Genomic DNA, 19736 nt, shown 5'->3' with positions numbered 1-19736 from the left:
AACATACAATGTGCCCTGGCACCTGGGCAGTGCTGGGGGGGAGCTTTGACGAATAAACAACACACGCTAAAACACATCGTCACGCACTACGGACGGCAGATAACCTGCGCTATGGCCATGGCCGCAAGCGCGCAGGCGCACGCCTTGACGCTAGGCGATCCGCAGATGCTGAGTTTTTTGTCTGAACCGCTGCAGGTTCACCTGCCGGTTTCCGATTGGTCAGAGCGCGTAAGCCCGCAGCAGTTTCGCTTGCGCTTGCTGCCTGATGAGGCCTACGCAGCCTATGGGCTGAGCGCCCCCCACCACCGTCCAGCCGACCTCAGCGTTCGTTGGCGTCAGGACGGTGATGCCGAACCCTATGTTGAAATCGCAACCCAACGCCCGATCACCGAGCCGATTCTGAGCTTGCTGCTGGAGCTGCGTAACAACAAACAGGTGCTGGTGCGCAAGATTGATCTATTGCTCGACCTGCCATCGAATCAGCGCACGCCGGTCAGGCCATCAAGCTCCATGCGTGCGGCAGCGCCTCAAATAACGCGTCCATCGATCCGTCGGGTAACACAGTCCTATGGCCCGGTGCGTTCGGGCGAATCTCTTTCGCGCATCGCCCAGCGGGTCCGACCGGACCGCTCCATTTCCTTGGAGCAGATGGCTGGTGCCTTGATGCAGGCCAACCCACATGCCTTTTTTGGTGATGCCCATGGCCTCAAAGCGGGCGTTACCCTGCGCATCCCCGACGTTAGCCAGATTCGTGCGTCGTCACGCATCAGCGATCTGCTCGACGAGCGCCCTACGCAATCCCGCCCGCGGCAACGTGCCAGCACTGCAAAAGGGCCGCCACCGTTTTTGCCCCGCGCGGTTTATACACGCGGGCGCCTGTGGGCCCTTAGCGTCGAATTTCTCAGCTACGAGGCCATTCGGCCGGTCGATCTGACGCCCACTCTCAAAGCCCTGGAAGCGAAAGAGCCGGTACTGTTCAAGGCGGACTGGACACTCAGTCGCACAACGCCCGCCACGACAACCGCAACGCCCCCCGCCAAAGCGCCGGTCGCAGCCCACATATCCACACCTGAGCCGGTGGACACGGACGACGACTCTGAAGCAACCGACAAGATGCCTCAGGCGCAAACGCCACAGGTGCAGGAGCAGGCCCTCCGGGAAGCGCCCGAAGAGGCGCCTGTCACCGAACCAGCAAACCCGGCAGTCGCCGCCCCCCATCAACCCGCCCCGCAAGCCGAACCAGAAACGTCCGGTGACACCGCAACAACGGCCGACAATCCTCCACAGCCTGAATCGGCTGCACGACCACTTTGGCCGTGGCTGCTCGTGGCTATGGCAGCCTTGGGCATCTGGCAATGGCGACGTCGTGCCTCATCGCCTTCGACCGACGGCCCGCAACCCACAGATTCGAACAAGCTTGCAGCAGCGGTTACACCAAGCCAGGATCAGCACATAACACGGCAGCTCCGTGCAAACGCACGCATCCAGAAACGCCTGATGCCTGCGCTGCAATCCAGCGATCCCGATGTTCAACGCCAGGCTCAGGTTGCTCAAGCCCAGCTTGAACGCGGTCGACCCGATCAGGCACAGCGCATGGCTGACGAACTGGCCGACCGCGTCGCAAGCACGCCGGTCGTAGCAAAATCGACGGATACCGAGCCCTCAGCCAACAACACGTCTTATACTGCACCTTCGGAGCCAACTGATTCGCAACCGTCAGAGTTCGAACAGCGCCGTCTCCGGGACAAAATCAACAAGCTACGTCGCAAAGCCCTGCCCTCTGATTCGCAACGCCAACTCAAGGTCGCAGAAGCCTTTTTTGAGCGCGGCAATCTAGCCCAGGCGCACACTATTTTGTCAGGACTAAAACCGTCATCGGATGACTAGAACCTAAGTTTGCACACTCACCGCTCAACCGATAATGGGGGTTATCGCACATGAGCCAATGGTATGAGAAAGACGACGATGGACTGGTCTCCATCCGTTTCCCGGCAACACTCGACAGTCAGCAGTTTTATGATTTGCGGGCGGAGTTTGAGTCGGTAGTCAAAGATGAACCGGCCAAGGCCTTCATCCTCGACGCCAGTCAACTGCAATCCGTAGACTCCACCGGCATCGGTCTGATTGCCTATCTGGGCAAGCTGGCCAAACGCGCGAATGTTCCCATCAAGATCGTGAAACTGTCAGGACAACCCGCCGACATGTTTCAGTTCTTACGCATGGACACGGTCATCCCCATCGAACATTTCGATAGCGAGCTACCGCTCAGCTGAGCGCGTCCTGCGACAACGGTCAGTACAGCGGCCCAACACCCAGCGCGCTGCGTGCAACCCGTTTTACGCCCGCCTCAGCCAAGCTTGTACTGGTTGAGGCATCCACCGGTTCCAAAACGACCGGCAAAAAATCCAGGGCTTCGCCCAGCGCACTCATGTAGCCCAGCGTCGCTGCGGCTCGGCTCTGATTATCGTCGTGATAAATGGTCGGGTGCAAAGCCACAATCTGTGGTTTCAGCGCGGTGATGTTCTGACTGGCCGAGGCCACACGTGCCCCGGTCAACGCAAATCCGAAGCCGGCTTCACGCATCGCTTTGACGAATTCGGCGGCGCTTGAAGCGTGAGTGGCACAATCAAAATCGTCGAGACCAAAAATCAGACGCTGGGTATCCACACCGGAATCAAGCACCTGATCCTTGAGTGTGTCCACAAAGCCCTCATCGGCCAGAGACTGGATATGCAAAGGCACAAACACAGGTCCATGGCTGGTCGCCAATGCGGGGCTTGCCTGCATCGCACCGAGCACGCGCCCCACCAACCACAGATCGATTTTGGGCAGCAAGCCGACACGGGCAGCCGAGGTCAAAAATGCACCCGGATCTGCCCAGAAGCCGTCCTCCATCTCGACCCGGATCTGCGTCACGATCCAGGGCTTGTCCTCACCCTCACCGGCCAGTTCAAAGGATTGCATCTGCAGCCGTGTTTCGTCGGCATCCATCGCCAGCCATGAGACCAGACGCTCGTCAATCGAGCGGGCCATGACTTCGACTTCGTCGGTAAGCTGCAAGCTGACACGGTTGCCCCCAAGGGCACGAGCCTCACGCAACTCCTGATCGCAGTCGTTAACCAGCCGAGTCATGCTATCGGTGGTCTGGTTCAGCGCCGACAGCGCCACGCTAATCGTCGCTCGGTAGGTCTTCTTGTTCCAGCGAAACTCGTGAGCCTCAACAAGCTTACGCAGGCGCTCTGCACGAATCTGAACGATCTCCGGGCTGTCGAAAGCCTGTACAACCGCAAAGTGCATGATGTTGGCGTGGTATAACTCCACGGCGCTGCCAAACTCATCCTTGATGAGCTGAGCCAGTTGCCACAGCATTTCCTCAACAGCCCAATAGCCGTGCGCCTGATACACCTCCGCCATGTTGTCGAAGGCCACCAGCGCCAGGCAATGCTCGGCTGTTTGCGATTTCGCGATGCTCATTAATTCGGCCACACGGGTATCGAACATATCGCGACCAGGAAGGCCCGCCATGCCACCGCCCTTGCCACGGGTTCGCTCTGAAGAGCGCCCCGCTCCGACATCACTGCCCTCAACCCGAACCAGCGCGCCGCACACCGCATTGTGGCGATCCTGCATGGCTTGCACGCTGAGCATCACACGATGCTCATTGCCACTTTGATCAACCAGCACCACATCATGCAGCTTGGGAATCGAAGAGGCCTGCGCGATGGCATCCTCGACGACACGTTTCAGCGGATATTCGAACGGCTTGTCCTTGCTCGCATCAAACACCTTGACCAGCTCTGCAGCCGGTTGTGTGGGCGCATCCTGAACACGAATCTTGAGCAAAGCCGCCATCGGGCTGGACACTTGCTGCACGCTGGCATCGGGCCCCACCAGCAACAGCGCCTCATTGGAACTGGCCACAAGCGCGCGCTGCACGTCCTGGGCCAAAGCGACCCCCTGACGCAATACAACCGCGTCTTCGCGCAGCACGATGTTGTCATCAAGTACCGCATCGAGCTGATCGCCCAAACGCGCTTTCTGCTCGCTGAGCGTTTCGATTTGCTCGCGTGGTGGCGCACTGGCCAGATCCGCTTCCAGTTCGCGACGCCGCTGTAACACCGGTGCGACCAGGCCGAACCGTATCAATCCAGCGGCCGAAACAATGGCCACGATGGCGAACACCACGAACCATGGAAACAGCACATCCAGGACCTGATCGGAGCTGGCGGAGTACGGCAACTCGGCAATCGCCGGGCGCAGCACCAGTTCGCTCAAGATGAACAATCCGCAACAACAAATGATTGCGAACAGCACCAGCGTCAACCAGAAGCCGACTTTCAATCGCCCGTAGCGCTCGTACAAAACATCCAGAAAAGGCATCAACGCAGCTTTTTTCCACAATAAGCTCGTGATTTTAAAGCATGATTGCCGATCGCACCTCTCCAGCGGGTCATAAAAATACCTTTGCCCCACGAGAACGTGCGTGCGGGCATCACACGAGTACAGGCCGCTGACGATGCCGTTTAATGTGCGCCCTTCACCATGTCCGAAATCATCCAGAACCAGGCCGCAACGCGGGGTATGCTGCGCCCATGAACCGCGCCTCATCACAACCCCTTGATCATGCCGCCTGCGAGCGCGCGCGCGTTGCCCGCGACCCGCGCTTTGATGGGCGTTTTTTCATCGCTGTTCGCACCACCGGCATCTATTGCCGCACGGTTTGCCCGGTACGCCTGCCGCGCCCTGAGAATGTGTGCTTCTTCCCCACCGCCGCGGCAGCCAGTGAGCAAGGCTACCGCCCATGCCTACGTTGCCGCCCCGAGCTTGCCCCTGACAACCCATACTGGCCACAGCACCCGCCCCTGGTCCGCGCTGCGTTGTCGATGATAGAAAATGGCGAGCTTGATCAGGCAAGTGTGCCCGTACTGGCCAGCAAGCTGGGCATCAGCGACCGTCATCTCCGCCGTATGTTCAGCGACCATCTCGGGGCGAGCCCCAACGCACTTGCGCTGACGCGACGCACACTGTTTGCCAAGCGTTTGATCAGCGACTCGACGATGCCCATGCAGGACATCGCCGTCGCAGCCGGTTTTAACAATGTGCGGCGCTTCAATGCCGCATTTCAGCGAATCTACCGCATGACCCCGTCGCAAGTGCGGCGCCAACGGCCTGCAGCCCCAGCGGGCTATCAACTCAGGCTGAGCTATCGCAATCCGTTCGACTGGACGGCCATGCGGCAGTTTCTCGCCACCCGGGCCATTCACGGCATTGAGAAACTGGACGGCGACACCTACAGCCGATCCTTTGCCTTTGCCGGCCAAGCCGGGCACATCCAGCTGCAGCATGATGGGCCGCGGCAGTGCTTTGCCTTAAGCCTGGAGCATCCTCGAACCGAAGCGCTATATCCGGCAGTTCAAAAGGCCCGCCATCTCCTCGACCTGGACGCGGCACCCGCTGAGATCACGGCTCAGCTGGGCCAGGACCCGCTCATGGCGCAAGCCCTGGCGGCACACCCAGGCTTACGCGTGCCAGGCTGTTGGGACCCATTCGAATTGTGCGTGCGCGCGGTGCTCGGCCAACAGGTCAGTGTGGCTGCAGCGCGCACACTCACCCAACGCGTTGTTGAACGCTGTGAACGCAAATTGCCGGATGCCGGGGGCCGTCCGGTTCTATTGTTCCCAGATGCCCCCACCCTGGCTGAAACCTCGCTCGACGGCCTCGGCTTGACCGGGCAACGTATCGCCACACTTAAGGCCCTGTGTGATGCGATTTGCGGCGGCACACTGGATCTTCACCATCCCGATGCGGCGCATGTGGATACCACCTTGGCCTCACTACCGGGCTTTGGCCCTTGGACCCGCGGATACATTCAGTTGCGTGCCCTCAAACACCCTGACGCCTTTCCCGCAGGCGACATCGTCTTGCGCAAGGCGTTGGGCGCCCCTGGCAAGGCACTGAGTGCTCGAGAGGCCGAAGCGCGCTCACGCTGCTGGCAACCTTGGCGTGCCTATGCCGTGCTTGCACTGTGGCTGCGGGCGACCGAAATAAACACAGGAAAAGCCCAATGAATTACACCTATCTGGACAGCCCGCTCGGCCGCTTGTTGATCGCAGGCGACGAGCAAGGCCTGCGCAGCATTCATTTTCCACACAATGAGCAACCCGCAAAGGCCTCCGACAGCTGGAACGCCTCCGACAGCGGCTTGAAGTTAGCCTGTGAGCAACTGCGTGAGTACTTCCTCGGCCAGCGACAACACTTCGATCTTGTGCTGGCCCCGGATGCCAGCGCATTTCAGTCGCAGGTGCTCGAACAATTGCTGGCCATCCCCTTTGGTCAAACACGCAGCTATGGCCAGCTTGCGCACATCCTGGAACGCCCTCAAGCGGCACGCGCGGTGGGCACAGCCTGCGCCCGCAACCCGTTGCCCATTGTCATCCCATGCCATCGCGTGATCGGCCAGAATGGCTCATTGACAGGCTTTGCTGGCGGGATCGAGGCCAAACGCTGGCTGCTGGATCATGAGCGTGCACCACGGTCTTAAGATTGCAGTTCCTGCGCCGCGCTCAACGGCACCACAATGCTGATGGCGCAAGCCCGATGGCTGCTCCGGTTCAGATAACTGTGGGCGGCCTCGCCGGGGAAGGCCAAAACATCGCCAGCGTTGACGGCAAACAATTCACCCGCCGCAATCACGCTGATCTGCCCTTCCAGACCATGCAGATATTCACGCGTTCCAGGCAGGTGCGGATGCCCTTTGCGCTGCGCCCCGGCGTCTAATTCAAGGCGAATGATCTCCAGCCCACGCACGCGCTCGGGCAACAGATCATGTACACGCACCGCACCGCCCCGCTCGCGCTGCACCGGCACATCAGCAGCAGCAATCAAACGTGAGGCATAACGTGGTTTGGCCAGTAGTTCTTCAATACTGACGTGCAGGGCGGTGGCCACCGCGGCCAGGTTGTTCAATGAGGGATTGCCACCGCCCGACTCCATGCCTGCCAGCGTGCTGCGTGGAATTCGCGCCAGATCCGCAAGACGTTGCTGTGACCACCCTCGGTTGCGGCGCAAAGCCAGAACGTTTTCGGCCAGATGGCGCGACAGCTTGACCATGTCGGCGAATCATCCATTTGTCTGTACATCGTCAATATAGACCATATTCCGGCCATTCGTACGCACACTGACGCCACACCTCACAGGAGATGCGCCATGAACACACCCACCCCGCTCACGGTTCAAGGTATCGACCACATCAATATGGCGGTTCGCGACCTTGACCGTGCAATAGATTTCTACGCCGCAACACTCGGTTTTGATGTGCGCGAGGATCAACGCCATCGGGACGATGGCCCCTACGTCATCATGGGCAGCGGCCACCGCGTGTTTCTGGCCCTGCATCAGGAACCCGAGATGGCCACACCTGAGCGCCCCTTCATCGGTCACTGGGGATTCGTTGTCGGTGATCTGGATGAGGCCCGAGACAGACTCAAAGCACTCAACATTGCATGGCTATACACCAATCACAATGACGGATTGATCGTATATCCGCATTCGCGCTCGACCTACATCGCCGATCCAGACGGACACGAAATCGAGCTGGTTGAAAATTTCGGCGGCGGCCTCTAAGCCGAGCTTAATCCGGGCGAGCAAAAGCTTCACGCCGCAAGCCCGGATATTTCACCAGCAAGGTCAGGCCACGCAACACCACATAGGCCACGAACGACAGCCATAACGCATGTGGGTAGCGATCTGCATCAAGGACCACATAGAACATGGCAAAACCGAGCACTGAGACAAGCGAGGTATCACGCATGGTGGCGGTTCGCGCGGCACCAACGAACACCCCATCCAGCTGAAATGCCACAAACGATAGCGCCACATACGTCGCAGCCCAGGGCAAAGCCAAGCGAGCCTGCTCCTGTACGGCGCTCAGATCGGTGAGCAGACTTATGAATTGCTCACCTAACAGGCACAGACACAGCGCGATAAGGCTGGCGGTTAGCGCCGACAGGCACGACGATCTGATCACCGCAGCATCGAACACCTCGCGACGATGCGCACCAATGGCCTGACCAATCAAACCTTCGGCCGCAAACGCGAAGCCATCAAGAAAGAACGCACTGAAGCTGATCAACTGCAACAGCACATGATTGGCCGCCAGCACGCTGTCTCCGAAGCGCGCGCCGGCATTGGTAAAAGCGGCGAATGCTGCCAGCATGAGCAGCGTACGGATCATGAGATCGCGGTTGGCACTGAACAGCGCCAACAAGGCCGCCGAATCCCACAAACGCGACCAGGGCAACAGCGCATCCTGATCAACATGCCGCTCGCGCATACAGCGCAGCAGCACGCGCAAGCCATAGGCCAACGCCAGCCATTCTGCCACCACCGTTCCCAGCGCGATGCCCTCAAGTCCCCAGCCCAATACGGCGGCGAAATACACATCCAGCAAGATATTCAGGCCATTGAGCAGCAGCTGAATACGCAGCACATCTTTGCTCCGCCCCACACCGATCAGCCAACCGATCAGCACATATCCCGCCAAGGTCGCTGGCGCACTCCAGATCCTAATCAACAAGTAGTTGCGTGCCGCGGCTTCAACCGCCGGTGATGCATCAAAAATGCTCAACGCCAGCCACAGCAGGGGTATTTGCAACACCAGCAGACCCAGCCCCAAAGCCAGTGCAAGCCCCACTCCGCGCCAGGCAATGGCGCGCTCTTCCAGCGTATCGGCAGCGCCCGCCGCGCGCGCCACAAATCCTGTGGTGCCCATGCGCAAGAAGCCGAAAGCCCAGAACAGGAAGCTGAAGATCAATGCCCCCAGCGCGATGGCGCCAAGTTCATGGGTTTGCCCGGTTCGCCCGATGACTGCGGTATCCACCAGCCCCAGCAAGGGCGCGGCACAGTTGGCCAGCACGATCGGCCAAGCGAGCTGGACAATGTGCATCCAGCTCGGTGGCGATGGTGGCAAAGTGTGGGGGCGAAGCATCACTGTGCAAGAATACCTGTCCAGCTTGCCTGCGCGTTCGCCCTGCCCGATGCCTGTCATCGTGACGCCATGAAAACACGCCACGCTAGCGCATTCATCAGAGCCGATTGCACATCGGCCAGCCTTCGCGGAGACCCTCATGCAAAACACGCAAAGCCCGGAACTTGAGCAGAAACTCGGTCTGCTCAATGAGCTCAGCCCGGCCATAGAAAAGCTCATTGCACGGCACATCGAACAGCGCAATCTATGGTTCCCCGCAGAATTGCTGGATGCCGATGAACGCGACGAGTTGGCCCAGCGTGCCCGCAGCCTGCCTGAATCGGTCCGCGCCGGCCTGGCTTTGAATCTGCTGACCGAAGAGGGGCTGCCGCATTTCCACCGCCTGATCGCTCAGCACACCGGCGAAGACAGCGCATGGGGCTACTGGAACAACATGTGGACCGCAGAAGAGGACCGCCACGGCTGCATACTGCGCGACTACGCCCGCGACGCCAAAGTCTTCGACATGCTGGGCCTGGAAAAGCTGCAGTACGAATACCTGGAAGCCGGCTTCAATCCTCAGTGGCACTCCGATCCCTACCGTCTGGTTGCGTATACCAGCCTGCAGGAGAAAGCGACCCAGCTCTCACACGCCAATCTGGCCAGGCTGGCGGCCCCGCATGAACCCAAGTTGCAACACATTCTGTCGCGCGTAGCCGCCGACGAATCGCGCCATCACAAGTTTTACCGCGACACTTTTGCGCTGCTGCTCGAGGCCGACCCAGAGCGCGCACTCAAGGCAGCCTGGGCGGTTATGCCCAAAATGATCATGCCCGGCCACACCATTCCCGGCTATCGCCAGCTTTCCGATATCGCGCATCAAGCTGGCATCTACGGCCCACGTGATTACGCCGCGATTGTCAGCCAACTGCTGGACACCTGGCGTATTGCCACCGCCAACAGTTTGTCGAGCAGCGGCGAACGCTTGCGTGAGAAATTGCTCGAGTTGCCAGAACGCATCCACAAGCTGGCCGAGTTGGTCACCGCGCGTCGCTCAAAAGACCCATCACCGGCGCAGGGTCTTACGTTTTTGCCATCCACCGCCTAACCCGGCGCGGATCGTCACAAAGCAGCAATAAAACCGTCACAACAGCCCTCTAGCCTTGCGCGGATTACAACCACGCAAACCACGATGAGGACTTACACGTGACCGATCGACAGGACCTAAAAGAGGGTCAGCCGCGCATTTCCCCTGACAACGTGCCGAGCATGAACGACGTTCTGCAAACACGTTTGTCACGTCGCGACACCCTGCGCGGTGGACTTGGCCTTGCCGCCGGGACATTCTTCGCTGGCGCCGGCATCAGCGGCTGCAACAGCGACAGCAATGGCTCGCCGGTCAAGCTCAGCTTCAGTTCAGTACCCGGCTCAACCGATGCCGACATGGTCATCGTACCGCCCGGCTTCAAAACCAGCATTCTCGCCCCGTGGGGCACCCCGATCACCGGCACACTGCCCGCCTTCAAAGCGGATGGCACCAATACCGCCGCGGAACAGGCCCAGCAGATGGGGCAAAACCACGACGGCATGCATTACTTCCCGCTGGACGAGAGCGGTGATCGCGGCCTGCTGGTCATGAACCACGAGTATTCCAACTCAACCCTCTACCCGGGTGATGGCCGCAGTCAGGACGCCGATGGCAAACCGACCGATCCGGAGCAGGTACGCAAGGACATCAACGCCCACGGCGTCGCCGTTGTCGAGGTCCAACGTGCCGCTGATGGCAGCGTGAGCATTGTTTCGGGCAGTTCCTACAACCGCCGCATCACCGCAGCCACGCCGATGAATCTGTCTGGTCCGGCTGCCGGTTCCAGCTTCATGCAGACCGCCTACGATGCCACCGGCATGACCACCCGTGGCACCGTGAACAACTGCGCCAAGGGCCACACCCCCTGGGGCACTTATCTGGCCTGCGAGGAGAACATCCAGGGTTATTTCATCACCAATGATGAAAACGCCCCGCGCGAGACCACCCGTATGGGTATCAACGCCTCAGGATTCGGCTACTTCTGGTCCGCTGTTGCCGGTGATGCCAGCGAACAGAACGGCGAGTTCGCTCGCTTTGATCTGACTCCCAGTGCACAAAGCGCCACCGGCGACTATCGCAACGAAGCCAACACCTTCGGCTGGATTGTTGAAATTGACCCGAAAGACCCGTCGGCCACACCGATCAAGCGCACCGCCATGGGCCGTATCCGCCATGAAGGCTGTGAACCAGGCCTGATCCGCGCGGGCGAGCCGGTCGCCTTCTACATGGGCGACGATGACCGCTTCGAGTATTTCTACAAGTTCGTCACTGCGGAAAACTACAACCCGGCCAACCCGTCGCCCAATATGCTCGACAACGGCACCTTGTACGTTGCCCGTTTCAACGCCGACGGTTCGGGCGAATGGCTCAAGTTGGACTATGCGACCAACCCGGCACTGCAGAACGATTTCTCCAGCCAGGCCGACGTGCTGGTCAACACCCGCACGGCCGCAGATATTCTTGGCGCGACCCCGATGGATCGCCCGGAATGGTCGACCACAGATCCGACCACGGGCGAAATCTACCTGACCCTGACCAACAACACACGACGCGAGGAAGGTGATGAAAACGCCGCCAACCCACGCGCCCCCAACAGTCATGGTCACGTGATTCGTCTGGCCGAAAACAATAGCCGCGCTGATGCCACCAGCTTCAACTGGGATATCTTCCTGTTTGCATCCAATGCCAATGCGGACGCGGATTTCAACAAATCCGGCCTGACTCAGGACAACGAACTGGGCAGCCCGGACGGCATCTGGTTCGACCCACGCGGTGTGCTTTGGATCCAGACCGACAATGGCGCACCGCTGGATTTTGGTGGCAACGATCAGATGCTCGCGGTCGTGCCAGCCAGTCTCAGTGGCGATCGCACCATCAATCCGGACACCCAGGCTGAGCTCAAGCGCTTCTTCGTCGGTCCGGCGGGGTGTGAAGTGACCGGTGTAACGATGACGCCGGACTACCGCACCATGTTCGTCAACATTCAGCATCCGGGCGGCAGCTTCCCGGCCAACGACGGCACCTCACGCCCGCGCTCAACCACGGTGGTTATCAGCCGTGAAGATGGCGGCGAAGTGATCTAAGCCTGACCGGCCTAAAACCGAAAAGCCCCGCTGGAGACGTTCAGCGGGGCTTTTTTATGCAAGGCTGGCACACGCAGATCAGCGCCGGGGCACCCGAAACTCAACATGCGGTCCCAGGTCCAGGCGTAAGCGGCGGCAGGCCGGATGAATCTCCCCATCCATCATCCAGCGGGTCTCCTGCTCAAACGTAAAGTCGAGCATGGTGTCACGCTCACGCACCAGCTGCGGCCCGCTGACCGGCTTGCCGGCATGAAAACGATGCAGATTGCGAATCACAAAACCAGGCGTCATGTTGCCGTGAATCAGTTGCATATGCTCGGTGTCCTCACCCGCGCCCGGTGCCACGCAAAAACCCAGCGGCAACTCGTCGATGGTCATGGCCAGAAACAAACGCAAACGACTTTGCTCGATGGGATCACCCGAACCTGCCCAGGTCACAGTCATGGGTTCGAAAATCTTCGCCGCGACGCCGTCGTACTTGCGCAGACTCAAGGCCGCGCGGGCAATCAACTGCACAGCCGCACGCACCCCACCCGCATCGTAGTGTTCAAGAAAACGCACGGGCGCACCGAAACCAAAGGTAAATCCGGCATCCCCACCATCACTGAGCATGGCGCGCCGCCGCAGCACATGGCTTTTGGCCGGCTTTGCGAGCAATCCGCTGAGGGTTTTTACCGGCTCCTCTCGCGGCATCTGCAGGTGACTGGCGATCATGTTCATGGTGCCGGCACGCAGCGCCACCAGTTCCGGCAAATTCTCCTGCCACAGCGGAATCGCGGCCGAGAGCACCCGCGACAAGGTACCGTCGCCACCAAATGGCACCAGCATATTGACCCCGGCTGCACGCAACTCGGACAAGGCCATCGGCAGCTCATCAACATGGCCGGTTTCCACCACCCTGACCCGCTCACCCAGGCGTCGCTGCAAGCGCTTCGCGTTCCAGCGTCGGCGTCGCAGAGACCCGGCATGCGGGTTGAGCACGATCCCGGCTAAGCTATGGCCATGATTCCTTATCTTGAACATCCCTCGATTACGATTTTTGGCCACACCATCTACGCCTTCGGCCTGATGGTGGCGCTGGCGATATTCGTGGGGCTTGAATTGGTCAAACGTCAGGCACCGCGCTATGGCATCGACGCCGAAGACGCCAGCGCACTGGCGTTCTGGACAATCGTCTGCGGCCTGGTCGGTTCGCACTGGTTTTCAGCGCTGGCATATTACCCTGAAAAGGTCATGGCCAACCCGCTGGAGTTGCTGAAATTCTGGGGATCCATGTCGTCGTTCGGCGGCATCATGGGTGGTTTGATCGGTGCGGCCGTGATCCTGCGCTTGAAGCGCTGGCCTGCACAGCAAGCTTTGCGCTTTGTCGACATGGTGGCCTGGGCCTTTCCCTTTGCCTGGTTGTTTGGACGCTTTGGCTGCACCCTGGCGCATGACCACATCGGCATCGAAAGCAGCGCCTGGATTGCGGTCAACTTCCCCGATGGCCCACGTCTGGATCTTGGACTGATCGAGTGGTTGCTGACCATTCCGATTGCCATCACCTATTACCTGCTGCGCCATAAAGATCGCCCGGCCGGCTTTTACATTGCCCTGTTCTTCACTTTGTATGGGCCGATTCGCATTCTGCTCGACAGCCTGCGCGTGGAGGATGCCCGCTACCTCGGTGCCACACCGGCCCAATATGTGGCCGCAGCATTCACCCTGGCCGGCATCATCTGGCTGATTCAGTTGCGCGGCAAGCCCGCCGAAACGTCGCAAACACGCCGCCCGGAAAGTGCCAAAGTCCGCGGTAAAAAACGCAACAAACGCCGTTAGTCAAAGGCCAGCGCAAACCGCTGCGCCACACGTCGTCCTGCAGCCCGCAGGTCCTCGATCACCATATACAGGCATGGCACCAGAATCAGCGTGATGGCGGTAGCGAACAAAATCCCGTAGCCGACTGATATGGCCATGGGGATCATGAAACGCGCCTGACGCGAGGTCTCAAAAATCATCGGGGCCAAGCCACCAAAGGTGGACAGTGTGGTCAACAAGATCGGGCGAAAGCGCCGCGCACCGGATTTCACGATGGCCTCGAACGGCGTGTCACCTGCGGCGCAACGTTGGTTGGCGTAGTGCACCATCACCAGCGAATCGTTGACCACGACACCAGACAGTGCAATCACCCCCATGATGGAAATCAGGCTCATGCTGTAGCCCATCATCCAGTGACCAATAATCGCGCCGAAAATCCCGAACGGGATTGCCAGCATGACCAGTACCGGTTGCAAGTAGCTGGAAAACGGTATGGCCAGCAGCACGTAAATCAAAGCCAAGGCAATTAAAAACCCGGTACCCAAGGCATCGAGCGATTCCTGCATGTCTTGCTGACGCCCCGACAACCCAATATTCAAGCCTGGGTAATCGGTGATCAGCTGAGGTACGGTTTGCGCTTGAACCGCAGCCAGCACTTGCGGTGCTTCGCTGTCCGGCTCGACATTGGCACTCACCTCCATGCTGCGCCGACCGTTGCGCCGCACGATACGACCCTCGGCTTGATCGCGCTCCAGATCGGCCACCAGATTCAACGGCACATAGGTTCCGGCCGGCGTGCGAATCAGCAGGTCACCGACCGCACTCTCGCTGTTGCGTTCGCTCTCAGGCAAACGCACCAACACGCGCACCTCGCTGCGACCTCGCAACTGGCGCACCACTTCGTTGCCATAAAAAGCCGCGCGAATCTGTTGCCCGACGTCCTGCGCGGTCAGGCCCAGGCTGCGTCCGGCATCGCTCAGGCGCACATTGAACTGGTCTTTACCCGGACGCACGCCATCATCTACATCAGAGACCTGGGGAAACTCCCGCAGCGCATTGCCAAAACGGGCGCTGGCTTCATCCAGAATGGCTTTGTCACGGTGGGTCAGCTCCAGGCTCAAACCCGGCCCACCACCGGGGCCTCGCCCGGTTGAGGCGTAACGAATGTATCGCGCATCCGGCAGTCCCGGCGTCGCTTCGCGCCATTGCCGTGCGAATTCAGCTGTGCTGATGGGGCGTACGCCGGGTTCGGTCAGGTAGACCTGAGCACGCACCTGACTCGGTTGCACCCTGGTGTAAATCCCGTGCGACAGGCGGTCGCCGCCATTGCCATCAATCACCTCTTGCGCCGCGGCGCGCAGCGCCTGTTCAGCAGCGATGACGCGTTCCGGCGGCGTTCCTTCCGGTAGAACCACTGTGGCCTCTGCACGGTCGCCTTCAACGCTGGGCATCATTTCAAAGCCCATGCGTCCGCTCATGGCGTAAGACATCACTATCATCAGGGCGCCCAAGCCAATGCTCAGCGTCAGATAACGGTGCGACACGGCACGCTCAACCAATGGCTGGTAAATGCGTTCGACCCAGGCACTAAAGCCACTCGAGAACGATTGCTGCCAGCCACGCATGCGTGACTCACGGGCCAAAGGTTTGGAGTGCGCAAGGTGGGCCGGTAACACGAATAGCGCTTCGATCAGACTGATGGCGAATACGGTGCATACCACCAGCGGGATCACACCCCACACTTTGCCCATGAAGCCCGGCACAAACAGCAGCGGCAGGAAGGCCACGATATTAGTCAGCACGCTGAACGTAATGGGTACCGCGATATCCCGCGCGCCTTGGATCGCGGCCTCCAGAAAGGAGAGCCCGCGCTGGCGATATTCGTAGATGTTCTCGCCGGCAACCACAGCATCGTCAACAACAATGCCCAGGCTGATGATGAAGGCGAACATCGAGATCATGTTGATGCTGACCGCCATCCCCGGCATGAACAGCAACGCACCGAGAAACGAAATCGGAATGCCCATGGTGACCCAGAAGGCCAGCTTGAACTCCAGAAACAAGGCCAGCAGCGTAAACACCAGAATCAGGCCCAGAAACGCATTCTTCAGCAGCAGCGCCAAACGCTGGCGGTAGATGTCCGCATCATCGTCAAGCACCACCACGCTGACGCCATCCGGCAAGCTGGCTTGTATCGGCGCCAGCGCATCGTGCACCGCATCGGACACGCTGGTCGGGGTCTGATCGCCGATGCGGAACACCTCTATCCCGATCGCGCGCTGGCCATCGAACATGGCCCAGTTTTCCTGAGTGTCGTCGAAGCCCTCGGTCACTGCAGCGATCTCGCCCAGGGTCACCACCGCACCATCCGCTGCGGTGATCACCGGCAGCGCCGCAAACTCACGCGCCCAATCGCGACGTTCATTCACCCGCACCAGAATCTCACCGCTGCTCGAATCCACACTGCCGCCGCTGGCATCCTGGGCTGCCGCTGCCACCCGCTGCGAAAGTGCCGGCAAACTCAAGCCGAATGCTTGTAGCTGTGCGCTGGAAACATCGACATGAATACGGTAGTCACGCGCCCCTTGAAGCTCAACCTGGGTGATTCCTGGCGAGGCCAGTAACTGATCACGGACCGTCTCGGCCAGCTCACGCAGCTGCCATTCGCTGGTCTGTCCGTAGATCAGTATGTCGAGTACATCACGCACCCGCTTGGCCAGCTCAACCTGCGGTTGTTCCGCATCGGCCGGAAAGGTCTGGATACGCGACACCACTTGCTGAATATCCTGCAGCACCTCGGAGGCGTTGGCATCTTCCTGCAACTCGGCCACCACCGAGCCGCTGCCTTCCGACGCTGTGGCGTTGATCTCCTTGATACCGACCACGCCCTCCAACGCTTCCTCTATGGGCAGAACGATGCCCTGCTCCACATCCTCCGGACTGGCGCCGGGATACGATGCACTGACGGTCACGAAATCCAGCGTGAACTCGGGAAACACTTCCTTCTTAATTTGCGTGCTGGCGTAGAAACCACCGAACACCATCACGATCATCAGCAAGTTGGCGGTAACACCATTGCGCGCCATCCAGGCAATCATGCCGTGAGTGGGTGAGCTCATGGACGCCGCTCCGCTGACTCAGCCGCCCGGGGCTTGCCCTCCTGGCGCGCGGGCTTGTCATCGCGGCCCTGAATGCGCACGCGCATTCCGTCAACAAAACCGGACGGCACGCTGGTCACGATGTGCTCACCAGCCGTCAGCCCCTTGGTCACCAGCACATGGTCGCTGGCGCGATACGCGGCCTCAATCTGTCGTGACTGCAAGCGCCCATCGGCCACCACCCAGACTTTCCCGTCATGGACCCAGGTGTTTTCCAGGCGCAATGCATCGACCAGCTCACGCCCGTGAATAGTGGCCTGAACATAGGTATCAAGCAGCAAGGGCCGCTCGCCCGCGTCCGGTTGACTGATCTCGACCAGCACCCCGGCACGCCGCCCCTCGGTTTCCAGAGCATCGAGCAGCTGGATCACCCGCCCTTGCCAGCTCGGGCTGTTGCGATCACCCGCATCGCGCAGCTCAACCGCTGAACCGCTTTGACCATCCTGGTCAGGCCACTCGATCCAGCGCAAGGCATCGATAGGTACGCGCAAAACGACCCAATAAGGTGCTGCGGCCGCCAGTTCACCCAGCACACCCCCGTTCGCTGCCACCTGACTGCCCAGTGCCACATCGCGCGACAGCACAAGACCATCGAATGGCGCCAGCACGCGTGTACGTTCTAGATTCAGGCGCGCACGCTGCAAAGCCGTTTCGGCCAGCTTTACATTGGCACGTGCACTGCTCAGCTGCGGCTCCCTGAGCATCAAGCGCCGCTCATCCTCGGACACCTCCAGATTCAGAATGTCTGCGTCAGCGCGCGCAACGGCCTGGTTGCCCTGCTCTTGCGCCAAACTGGCCCGAGCGGTGGCCAACGACGCCTGTGCTTCAACCAGTGCCAACTCATAGTCGGCGGGGTCCAGTCGCAACAATGTGGTGCCTGCCGCAACTCGGTTGCCGGGCACAAATGCATCGCTGATCTCAACCACTTCGCCACTCACGCGGGCAGCCAGCACGCTGCGCTGTGCGGCCTCCACGGCCCCATGGGCCAGAATCTGCACGCGTTCACTGGCGGCAAGCACCGGACTTGCTGCAACCAGTCGGGCAACCCGTTCCGGCGGTTTGCGCTGAGCGACTGGTGCACTGTTCATGAGTGCGCGACTGATCAGCAGCGAACTGGCAAGAATGACGAAAATCAGCAAACCAAAAAACCAGGGTTTGCGAGTCAGGGAGTGCGCTTCACTCATGCGTTGATGTCTTCTTGTTGGGGCAATGGACCGGCCAGAGCGCGATACAGGGTGATACGGTTTTCAACCAGTTGCTGGCGCGCGCTGAGCAAGTCTCGTTTGACGGCAGAAAAGCTGATCTGAGCATCGAGCAGACTCGGAAAGTCACTCGCACCATGACGCAGCTGCACCAGCAGGCTTTGCACCGCCGCGTCGGACAGGCGTTGCTGCTCAAGCAGACTGGCCACGCGCTGTTGCAGGGCGCGGTCGTTCACCAGCGCATCCTGAACTTCTCGAAAAGCGAGCAGAGTCTGGGCCCGGAACTCCGCAATGCGCTGATCCAGAATGGCGCGCTGGCGCTCCACCTCTGCACGCCGCGCACCGCCATCAAAAATCGGGCCGAGCAGCGACGCGGCCATACTCCCGATCCACTGATCGAAGACATCAAGCGCACCGGCATTGTTGCTGGTCGCACTCAGACTCAAATCCAGTTGCGGAAAACGCGCAGCAATCGCGGCACCAACACTGTGATCAGCTGCCAGCACGCGTAACCAGGCCTGCTCGACATCGGGCCTGCGCATCACACTCCGGGCCGCCACGCCGGTGTATGGCATGGGCGGCACCTGCCAGTTCTTGGCACCGTTCCAGTCCTCCTGCCAGTCACCGCCAAGCGTCTCGCTCAAAGCGTGGCGCAGGACCGCCAGTTCGCTCACCGCAGAAGCCTCGCTGGCACGGGTGGACTCCAACAATTGACGCTGTTGCAGCACATTGCCGGCGCTCAGCTGGCCTTGCCGGTAACGTGTTTCTATAAGGCTCAGGGTTGTCTCATAGTTGCGCCGGTCAATGCGGATCAGATCCAGGCGTTCACGTGCAGCACCGATCTGGAACCACAAGCTTGCCACACTGGCCGACAAGCTGATCTCCGCTGCACGCAAATCCTGCTCGGTGGCTTGCGCTTCCAGCAAAGATGCCGCGCGCTGGTTACGCACACGCCCCCAAAGATCGACCTCATAGGCGGCAGCCAGACCGATACGGGTGCTGTGCTGCGCCGTGCTGTCGGCAAATCCGTCGCTGACCTCGGCGGAGGCGCTCAGACTGGGGAACAGTTCGGCCTGGCTACTCGCCAGGCTGGCCTGTGCGGCGCCCAGGCGTGCCTGGGTCTGGGCCAAGCCTGGATTGTCAGAAAATGCTTGCTCAATCAGGGGGCCGAGCTCCTGTTGTGGCCAGGCCTGCCACCACAGATCAGGCGCCGCTTGTTCACCGGCATGAACAAACTGATCCGGCAGCGACGGTTCCACGCTGGCGCGCTCGGGCGTGACCGTGCAAGCGGACACGACCAAGGCCCAAACCGGCAATAGTCTTTTCATCAATCCCCTGAATTTCTGGTGTGCAGTGCGCGCGAAACACGACAACGCAGCGCAAGCATTTTGGTTGACCTGTAACGGCAAGCAAACACTTTGTTGGTTGATTGTTGTGATCAGA

15 protein-coding genes are annotated in these 19736 nt (G+C 60.2%); 8 read left to right on the top strand and 7 right to left on the bottom strand.

The window, feature by feature from the left end; genetic code table 11:
- The first annotated feature begins 111 nt into the window (after positions 1-111).
- Positions 112-1887: a FimV/HubP family polar landmark protein gene (locus tag ATO7_RS11625; protein ID WP_083561953.1), complete on the top strand. Its 1776-nt coding sequence runs from the start codon at positions 112-114 to the stop codon at positions 1885-1887.
- Between the two features lie 50 nt (positions 1888-1937).
- Positions 1938-2273 carry an STAS domain-containing protein gene (locus tag ATO7_RS11620; RefSeq protein WP_083561952.1) on the top strand — a complete coding sequence of 112 codons (336 nt, stop codon included), beginning with the start codon at positions 1938-1940 and terminating at the stop codon, positions 2271-2273.
- A 19-nt stretch (positions 2274-2292) separates the two neighbouring features.
- On the opposite strand, the gene ATO7_RS11615 is transcribed toward ATO7_RS11620, so the two are convergent.
- The gene (locus ATO7_RS11615; protein WP_158523180.1) at positions 2293-4275 is read right to left on the bottom strand and encodes an EAL domain-containing protein; all 1983 of its coding nucleotides are present in this window, start codon (positions 4273-4275) and stop codon (positions 2293-2295) included.
- 317 nt (positions 4276-4592) lie between these two features.
- On the opposite strand from ATO7_RS11615, the gene ATO7_RS11610 reads away from it, so the two are divergent.
- Positions 4593-6068: an AlkA N-terminal domain-containing protein gene (locus ATO7_RS11610; protein WP_083561950.1), complete on the top strand. Its 1476-nt coding sequence runs from the start codon at positions 4593-4595 to the stop codon at positions 6066-6068.
- Entirely contained in the window at positions 6065-6541 is a 477-nt protein-coding gene (locus ATO7_RS11605) for a methylated-DNA--[protein]-cysteine S-methyltransferase (RefSeq protein ID WP_083561949.1), read from the top strand. Before ATO7_RS11610 ends, ATO7_RS11605 begins: the two co-directional genes overlap by 4 nt.
- Here ATO7_RS11605 and ATO7_RS11600 read toward each other — a convergent pair.
- Entirely contained in the window at positions 6538-7110 is a 573-nt protein-coding gene (locus ATO7_RS11600) for a helix-turn-helix domain-containing protein (protein WP_083561948.1), read from the bottom strand. The genes ATO7_RS11605 and ATO7_RS11600 overlap by 4 nt on opposite strands.
- A 96-nt stretch (positions 7111-7206) precedes the next feature.
- On the opposite strand from ATO7_RS11600, the gene ATO7_RS11595 reads away from it, so the two are divergent.
- Positions 7207-7623 (top strand): VOC family protein, encoded by a 417-nt coding sequence (locus ATO7_RS11595; RefSeq protein WP_158523179.1) that lies wholly within the window; start codon positions 7207-7209, stop codon positions 7621-7623.
- A 7-nt stretch (positions 7624-7630) separates the two neighbouring features.
- Here ATO7_RS11595 and ATO7_RS11590 read toward each other — a convergent pair whose 3' ends face one another.
- The gene (locus ATO7_RS11590; protein WP_146680315.1) at positions 7631-8944 is read right to left on the bottom strand and encodes an MATE family efflux transporter; all 1314 of its coding nucleotides are present in this window, start codon (positions 8942-8944) and stop codon (positions 7631-7633) included.
- A 181-nt stretch (positions 8945-9125) separates the two neighbouring features.
- Between ATO7_RS11590 and ATO7_RS11585 the strand changes: the two genes are divergently transcribed.
- Together ATO7_RS11585 and ATO7_RS11580 are read left to right on the top strand one after the other, a co-directional pair.
- On the top strand, positions 9126-10073 hold the full coding sequence (locus ATO7_RS11585) for an acyl-ACP desaturase (RefSeq protein WP_083561946.1): 948 nt from the start codon (positions 9126-9128) through the stop codon (positions 10071-10073).
- Between the two features lie 98 nt (positions 10074-10171).
- Complete coding sequence (locus ATO7_RS11580; RefSeq protein WP_240499470.1) at positions 10172-12136, top strand: PhoX family protein; 1965 nt, start codon at positions 10172-10174, stop codon at positions 12134-12136.
- 78 nt (positions 12137-12214) lie between these two features.
- Here the strand turns inward: ATO7_RS11580 and ATO7_RS11575 are convergent, their stop codons facing one another.
- Entirely contained in the window at positions 12215-13159 is a 945-nt protein-coding gene (locus ATO7_RS11575) for a diacylglycerol/lipid kinase family protein (protein WP_083561944.1), read from the bottom strand.
- Between ATO7_RS11575 and ATO7_RS11570 the strand changes: the two genes are divergently transcribed.
- Positions 13133-13954 (top strand): prolipoprotein diacylglyceryl transferase, encoded by an 822-nt coding sequence (locus ATO7_RS11570; RefSeq protein ID WP_083561943.1) that lies wholly within the window; start codon positions 13133-13135, stop codon positions 13952-13954. The two genes, ATO7_RS11575 and ATO7_RS11570, sit on opposite strands and share 27 nt — an antisense overlap.
- Here ATO7_RS11570 and ATO7_RS11565 read toward each other — a convergent pair.
- The 3 genes from ATO7_RS11565 to ATO7_RS11555 are packed head-to-tail and all read right to left on the bottom strand — an operon-like array spanning position 13951 to position 19621.
- Positions 13951-17052, bottom strand: a complete 3102-nt coding sequence (locus tag ATO7_RS11565) for an efflux RND transporter permease subunit (protein ID WP_083561942.1) — start codon at positions 17050-17052, stop codon at positions 13951-13953. The genes ATO7_RS11570 and ATO7_RS11565 overlap by 4 nt on opposite strands.
- Positions 17049-18275: an efflux RND transporter periplasmic adaptor subunit gene (locus tag ATO7_RS11560; protein WP_083561941.1), complete on the bottom strand. Its 1227-nt coding sequence runs from the start codon at positions 18273-18275 to the stop codon at positions 17049-17051. Before ATO7_RS11560 ends, ATO7_RS11565 begins: the two co-directional genes overlap by 4 nt.
- Positions 18272-19621, bottom strand: a complete 1350-nt coding sequence (locus ATO7_RS11555; RefSeq protein ID WP_158523177.1) for an efflux transporter outer membrane subunit — start codon at positions 19619-19621, stop codon at positions 18272-18274. The genes ATO7_RS11560 and ATO7_RS11555 overlap by 4 nt, the downstream gene beginning before the upstream one ends.
- Positions 19622-19736: the final 115 nt, after the last annotated feature.

The sequence above is a fragment of the Oceanococcus atlanticus genome, assembly GCF_002088235.1.
Classification (GTDB): domain Bacteria; phylum Pseudomonadota; class Gammaproteobacteria; order Nevskiales; family Oceanococcaceae; genus Oceanococcus; species Oceanococcus atlanticus.
Note: the sequence above shows the minus strand (reverse complement) of the source record. Positions and strands in the feature narration are given on the sequence as shown.